The sequence below is a fragment of the Candidatus Woesearchaeota archaeon genome, assembly GCA_021734105.1.
Lineage (GTDB): Archaea > Nanobdellota > Nanobdellia > Woesearchaeales > SKGA01 > SKGA01.
In genome coordinates this window covers 1-6,910 of the sequence record JAIPJP010000040.1, presented here as the reverse complement: position 1 = coordinate 6,910, position 6,910 = coordinate 1, and the positions used below count along the sequence as shown (strand labels likewise).

Here is a 6,910-nt window from a genome sequence, read left to right as displayed (position 1 = left end):
ACTTACAACACCTCCGTGTGTAAATACACAGGATCGTTTTTTTTTATTTTTTGTTTAATGTCCAAAACACACCTCATGACTTATCAACATCTAAAGTTTGCATCAGAGTCAGGTTGCGCTCAGCCTGATTCTTCTTGAGCCTTTAGATGCTAACATCTGCACTGAATGCTAGACATTTACGTTTGATGCGACATTTTCATTTATAAAGTTTTCTGCTACGAGATATGATGAAATAAGGGTCTTTATAGTACAGAGGCTGTCGACTGTCTAAACTAGTTTTTTGACCAGTTGTTATTTATTAGGTACAACACTTTTTGACGATTTATTATATAAATCTTGTTAAAAACAGAATAACGACCGTCAGAACAAAAGAAGAGTAAAAATAGCTTAAAATAAAGAATAATAAGGAAAAAAGACGTTTTAAAGTCGAAGATAAACGAAAAAAAGCGTGAAAGAACACAACGAAGGTTGATTAGCTAGTTTTTATCGCACCTACTAAGGGGTCAAAAGTAGTTCATTATCCCCTCAAACTACTCTTCAAGAGGATTTTTACACGCATTTTTTTGCACTTTTTGCAAAAAATTATCAAAAATAGCTCATCAATAAGCAAACAATCAGACAATATGCTCACTAATCCGTGCATTGCACCTCATACTATATGCTTATGCTAATAAAACACCAATCGTCGATGATTACTAACAAGTAGAGTACTAAGTAAATAAAAAAATCAAGAATACATAACAAGCTAAAATGTGCAAGTCATGAAAAAAGAATCGTTCAGATATGCTTAAGCGTGCAAGCGCAAAACATACCTGTTCTTTACCAGATTTCTTCGAGAAAATCTGCGGGGAAAACAGCGAAAATAAAAAAATATTTTCTAGTCTTCCCAGCAACCAGACAACAGAACACAGAAAAATAGTACACTAAAAAAAAGGTGCAGGAAAAGAAATTCCTCAAGCGCGGCGAAGGGGCGCCAAAAATGCTTTGCATTTTTTCGCGCGTTCGAAACTCTGAAGACGCGACATATTTTGAACGTGGAGAGAAATATGGTGCGGGGAAAGAGATTCGAACTCTCGTAGGCACTAAGCCACTGCGGCCTAAACGCAGCCCGTTTGACCACTCCGGCATCCCCGCGTTAAAAAAAGTACTCGGTCGTAGCTCTCAGAAGCAATAATCTATTTATAAAGTTTTACCAAAGAATAAGGAAACTAAGTACGGACAATTATTGCGACGTCATAATACAAGCGCCAGCAACATATGCAATATTATTTAATTTACAAAATTGTATTGCTAAATCGCTTTCGCTTCCTGGTTGAAACCACACCTTAGTAATTCCTTCAGCATACACCGTTTCTAAAACTTGTTCGGTTACATTCGGCGGCACAACAAAAATAACAACATCAACTTCTGTTCTTACATCTTCAAGTGTTTTGTAAACAAGCGTATCTAGAATTATTTCTTCTTTAGGATGTACTGGCACCATAGTATACCCATTATGTTGTAGGTAGTAAGCAACTTTATAGCCAAATTTTTCTTCGTTATTTGACGCGCCTATAACTGCATACGTGTAAGTTTTATCAATCATGGTTGTTGTCATACAAGAAAAACAAAAATGTACAGTTTAAAAATATTTTGTTATCGTATAAACAAAGTTAATAATAATTGTGCAACAAGTTAATCAAACAATTTGCTGTTAAGCAGCAAAAGAAGAATTATATTTTCTGAAGAGAGAGAGTAAATGTTTTTCCTTTAACTTGCTCTTCACAAATATGTTCGTATACTTTACCAGTATTTAGATCAAACTTTTCAGCACCAACTTTTGTACCAATGCTTTCGTGATGTATTTTTACGACATCTGCTAAATCTTCTGTTTGGATGCTAAGAACTATTGCATCATTTTTTTGTAAACCTGCGGTTTTTCGAAGGTCTTGTACTCGCCTAGTAATTTCTCGTGCAAATCCTTCAGCTTCAAGTTCAAGAGTCATCGTTGTATCTAAATATACTTCTCCAGAATTAAAAGGAGCCATAATATAAGGTTTGGGAATTATTTTTTCTACTTTAAAATAATCTCGCTCTAAAGTCCACTTGCCTACAACAACTGTTTCACTTTGATTTAAAGTAGTGGTAATCATATCCAAATGCTCTTTAACTAAAGGTATAACATCACCAGTTTCCGTTCCAAATACTTCGCCTAGTTTTCTAAAATCTATTTCAAATTTATACATTACAGGAAAATCTGTTACAAAGTCTATTTGTTTAACGTTTGTTTGTGTTAAGACCAAATCAAAAATACTTTCTTGCAGACTTACTTTTTCTTGCGTTAATATTTTTACTTCTTTAACAGGCCATCGAACTCCTCGCTGAGCTTTTTCTCGAGCTGCCAAAATGCCAGCAATAAATTGTTGTGCTAGTTCAAATTCTTTTTCGAGTTGTTTATTTTGATAACCTGCCTTTGGCCATGATGAAAAATGAATACTCCAACTTGGTTTATGTGCGAAAAAGTTTTGATAAATATGTTCTGTTAAGTAAGGTGCAAATGGCGAAAGTAGCGTAGTTGCTGTTTCTAATGCATGTCGCATAACATAAGCTAGCGATTCATCTTTCTCAGCAGTTCGGTCACGTACTAATTTAATATATGTTCTAGATAATGTATTACTAACAAAATCAATAATTACGTTTATTGCGTGATTGTATTCGTGTTTTTCTAATCGCTCTTCAACTTCAATAATAAGAGAACTCGTTTTTGATATAAGCCACTCATCTTCAAGTGTTCGACCATCATGCGTTTCTATTCCTGTCAGTCCTGTTCGAGTAATATAATCATTAATATAATAATAAGTATTCCAAAAAATAGTAAAGAATGGTTTAAGTTGTTCCTTAAAAACTGATTCTCCAAAACGTATTGCATTTCCTAAAGGATAAGATGCCATTGCTAAGCGCACACCATCAACACCTTCTTTTGCAAATATTTCTGCAGGAACAATAATATTTCCTTTACTCTTACTCATTTTCTCGCCATTATCATCGGAAAGTAAACCTGCAACTGCTACGTTTTTGTACGCAGGCCTATCAAATAAAATTCCGTTAATAACATGGAGTGTGTAAAACCATCCTCTTGTTTGATCTATTCCTTCAGAAATAAAATCATAAGGGAATGATTCTTCAAAAAGATCTTTATTTTCAAATGGATAATGAAATTGTGCAAATGGTGCGCTACCACTATCAAACCAAGTATCAATAACTTCAGGTGTTCGCCTCATTGTTTTTCCACAGTGTTCACACGCATAAGTAAGTGGATTTACTGTTCCTAAATGTAAATCATCAACGAGTGTTCCTGTTTTTTCGTGTAGTTCTGCAATGCTTCCGATAATTTCTTCGTGTTTGCAGTTCTCATTTTCGCAGATCCAAATAGGTAATGGTGTTCCCCAGAATTTATTTCGAGAAAGTGCCCAGTCTCGAGCATGTTCTAGCCAGTTGCCAAACCGTCCTGTTTTAATAGTTGCCGGATACCAATTAATCATATCATTAAGTTCGAGTAAACGCTTCTTAAGATGTGGTTCTGATACTTTGATAAACCATGCATCCATAGCATAGTAAATAAGTGGCGTATTGCATCGCCAACAAAAAGGATAAGAGTGTACATATTTTTCTGTTGTAAATAGTTTTCCGATTTTTTCTAAATGTTCAATGATTGCGGGATCTGCATCTTTTACAAATTGTCCTGCAAAGTCTATAACTTCTTCAGTAAAGGTACCGTGTTCAGTGACGGGATTAACAAAGTCAATGCCGTGTGCTTTGCAAACGAGATTATCATCTTCACCGAATGCAGGTGCTTGATGAACTATTCCCGTTCCATCTTCCGTAGTAACATAGTCTGCAGTGATTACGCGAAATGAGTTTGGCGCGTCATCTGCAAAATAAGGGAATAATGGTTCGTAAGTTTTATCTTGCAATTCTTTTCCTAGCATACTGCCAATTACTTTCTGGTTTTCAGGAAAATATTTTGTAACTAAATCTTCTGCGAGAACATAAATTGCTGTATCGCTTTCAACAAATGCATAATTAACTTGTGGATGAACAGCTAGTGCTAAGTTACTTGGTAATGTCCAAGGTGTTGTTGTCCATGCAAGAAACGTTACTGGTTTGTTAGGAACTGTTAAATTTTTCTTTACAAAAAATGCTTGGTCTTGTGCAACAAAAGTGGCAACGACGGTGGTGTCATCTACATCTTTATAGCCTTGTGCAACTTCATGTGAGGAAAGTGGTGTGCCGCATCGCGAGCAATAAGGTACGACTTTATGTCCTTTGTACAATAATTCTTTTTCATAAATTTGTTTCAGCGCCCACCATTCGCTTTCCATATAAGGCGTGTGCAGTGTGACGTAAGGATTATCCAAGTCAACCCAGAAGGCGAGTTTTTCAGTCATATCCGACCACGGTTTAATAAATGAGAACACATCTTGTTTGCATTCTGCAATAAACTTATCAATGCCGTATTTCACAACGTCTTTTTTTGAATCGAGTTTGAGTTTTTTTTCTACTTGTACTTCAACAGGCAGTCCGTGGCAATCCCATCCTCCTTTTCGAGAGACTTTGTAGCCTTGGAGTGTTTTGTATCGAGTGAAGAGGTCTTTAAAGACTCTTGCCTCAACGTGATGAAGTGCTGGCGGGGCGTTTGCTGTTGGTGGTCCTTCTAAAAAGGTGTATCTTTCTTTGTTATCAGGGTTTGCATCTTGTATTGCTGCATCTATGTCTGCTTTATGTGCTCGCCATAGCGAGAGTATTTCTTTTTCTATTGCTAGAAAGTCGTATTTCTTATCCATTCAAAGCCACCGATACCTGCTATAAGTAGACTTGAAAAAAGACCTTTGCTTTAAATATGTTACTCTTAAAAACCCTTCAAGAGAGTGCTGCCTTGCAGACAAAGTAGTAGCGAGCATTTTACCTGAAGTAAAATTACTGCGAGCTATAAGTCGACTTCACCAGCCAACGGCGTGAAAATACTGCGCAGCACAGCAAAGAAACCAACAAAATAACCTTTATAAACTCCAAAGTGTGCTCAGCAGGTGTGAAGGCAAAAAATAATCCCCAGCTGACAACGATAAAAAAGAATTATCCAGGCAACACCATTAAAAAAAATAAATATGTTAATGAGTATGAAAATGAGTTTAAGTTCTCTTTATTTAAAGCGTTTTGGAATAGTCTGACTCGCTCTCGTAAAGAACGATTACTTCGAAAACAAAAAGAAACAATTCCTGTCTTACAGCTAGAAGATCTTCCTCCTAAAAACAAAGATTCCATTGTCTGGCTTGGTCATTGTTCTTTTATTATCACTCTTTATGGTAAGCGCGTGTTAACAGACCCTAATTTAAACAGCTTTTTTTATTTGAAAAGAAAAATAGAAAAACCTTGTAACGCTAAAGACTTAATTGATATTGATTATCTTTGTGTTTCTCATATTCATCGCGATCATCTTGATAAAGAAACTATCAAACAACTCAGTGCAAGTAAAGGAGCAAAGGCGTTGCTTCCATTAGGCGTGAGTAAATACATTAGGAAGTGGAATACGCAATTCAAAACAGAAGAGGCTGGTTGGTGGCAAGAGTACAAAACAACTGGTCTAAAAGTTTTTTTCTTACCCACCAAGCATTGGGCGAATCGTGGCTTGTTTGATATTAACAAAAGTGCATGGGGCTCATTTCTCTTCCAGACAAAAACAAAAACTATTTTCTTTGCTGCAGATACTGCGTACGCGAATCACTTCAAAGACATTCAAAAAAAGTTTCCAAAAATTGATATCGCCCTCATGCCTCTTGGTGCGTATGAACCTGCTGCAATGATGCTACCTAATCATATGAAACCTGAACAATCAGTGCAAGCGTTTCATGAACTCAAAGCAAAAATATTTATCCCAACGCACTACGCAACCTTCACGCTAAGTGATGATGATAGTCTTGACGCGCTTACTCGCGCAAAAAAGAAATTTTCTAAAATAAAAAACAAAGGTAAATTCCTCACACCTGGCGTTGGCGAAGTTATTTATTTCTGATTAATAATACTAAGAAGTAATTATGCTTGATATGCTTGAAGTTTAGCAATGGCATCTGCTACACTTATTTTTTCTTCATTGCCAGTACTCATATCTTTAAGTGTGATAACGCCTTCATTGATTTCATTCTCACCAATCACTGCTACAAATGGTATGTTGTATGCATCTGCGTAAGCAAAATTCTTTGATGGTCCTCGCTTCATCAAGTCCATATCAACTGCTATGCCTGCTTTCCTAAATTCTTGGGCTATTGCATAACTTTCTTGTTGCGTGCTAATTGGCGCGATGAAAAGTTGCACATTTGTTTTTTTCATCTCTGCTTGTCCTAGTTGTTTGAGAACATCTACAATTCTGTCTAGACCAAAGCTAATACCAATTGCAGGAAAACTTCTGTCACCAGTACTCTGCCCAGCAGATTCCAGGTAGCCTTCGATAAGATCATCGTATCGTCCACCTCCACCTACAGAACCTATTTCTGGTTTATCTTGCGAATACACTTCTAGAACTGTTCCGGTGTAATACCCCAGTCCTCGCGCGAGGGTTGGAACGAATTGCACTCTAGTATCGTTTGCAAAATAAGAAAGTAATTCGCGAAGTTCTACTATTCCAGGGTCATCAACAAAGAGTTGGCTTGCAAAGAAGTTAAGTTTTTCTTCGTTGCTTCCTTGGTAGCGTAGTAAGTCAAGTAGTTTTCTAATTGCATCTTCAGGTATGCCTTTCTCGTTTGTTTCTTTGACAATGTCATCTACACTTTGTTTGTCAAGTTTGTCAATGCTCATCATAGCGCTTTCGAGTTTGTCTTCAGGAATGCCTTGTGCTACAAAAAGACTCAGTAAGAATTTTCTATTATTCACGCCCACC

General features: G+C 36.6%; 4 protein-coding genes and 1 tRNA gene. 1 reads left to right on the top strand and 4 read right to left on the bottom strand.

Translation table 11 applies throughout. The features are described from left to right. Window positions 1-1,047: 1,047 nt before the first annotated feature. The 3 genes from K9M74_05665 to ileS form a co-directional block, all read right to left on the bottom strand. Window positions 1,048-1,134, bottom strand: a tRNA-Leu gene (locus tag K9M74_05665). Between the two features lie 88 nt (window positions 1,135-1,222). Next, window positions 1,223-1,597, bottom strand: a complete 375-nt coding sequence (locus K9M74_05660; protein ID MCF7799360.1) for a CoA-binding protein — start codon at window positions 1,595-1,597, stop codon at window positions 1,223-1,225. 115 nt (window positions 1,598-1,712) lie between these two features. Then, window positions 1,713-4,823, bottom strand: a complete 3,111-nt coding sequence (gene ileS, locus K9M74_05655) for an isoleucine--tRNA ligase (GenBank protein ID MCF7799359.1) — start codon at window positions 4,821-4,823, stop codon at window positions 1,713-1,715. A gap of 245 nt (window positions 4,824-5,068) precedes the next feature. Here ileS and K9M74_05650 point away from each other — a divergent pair, with 245 nt between their 5' ends. Beyond that, window positions 5,069-6,049 carry an MBL fold metallo-hydrolase gene (locus K9M74_05650; GenBank protein MCF7799358.1) on the top strand — a complete coding sequence of 327 codons (981 nt, stop codon included), beginning with the start codon at window positions 5,069-5,071 and terminating at the stop codon, window positions 6,047-6,049. Window positions 6,050-6,069: 20 nt separating this feature from the next. Here the strand turns inward: K9M74_05650 and K9M74_05645 are convergent. Beyond that, on the bottom strand, window positions 6,070-6,910 hold an 841-nt coding region (locus K9M74_05645), incomplete at its 5' end, for an ATP phosphoribosyltransferase regulatory subunit (GenBank protein ID MCF7799357.1).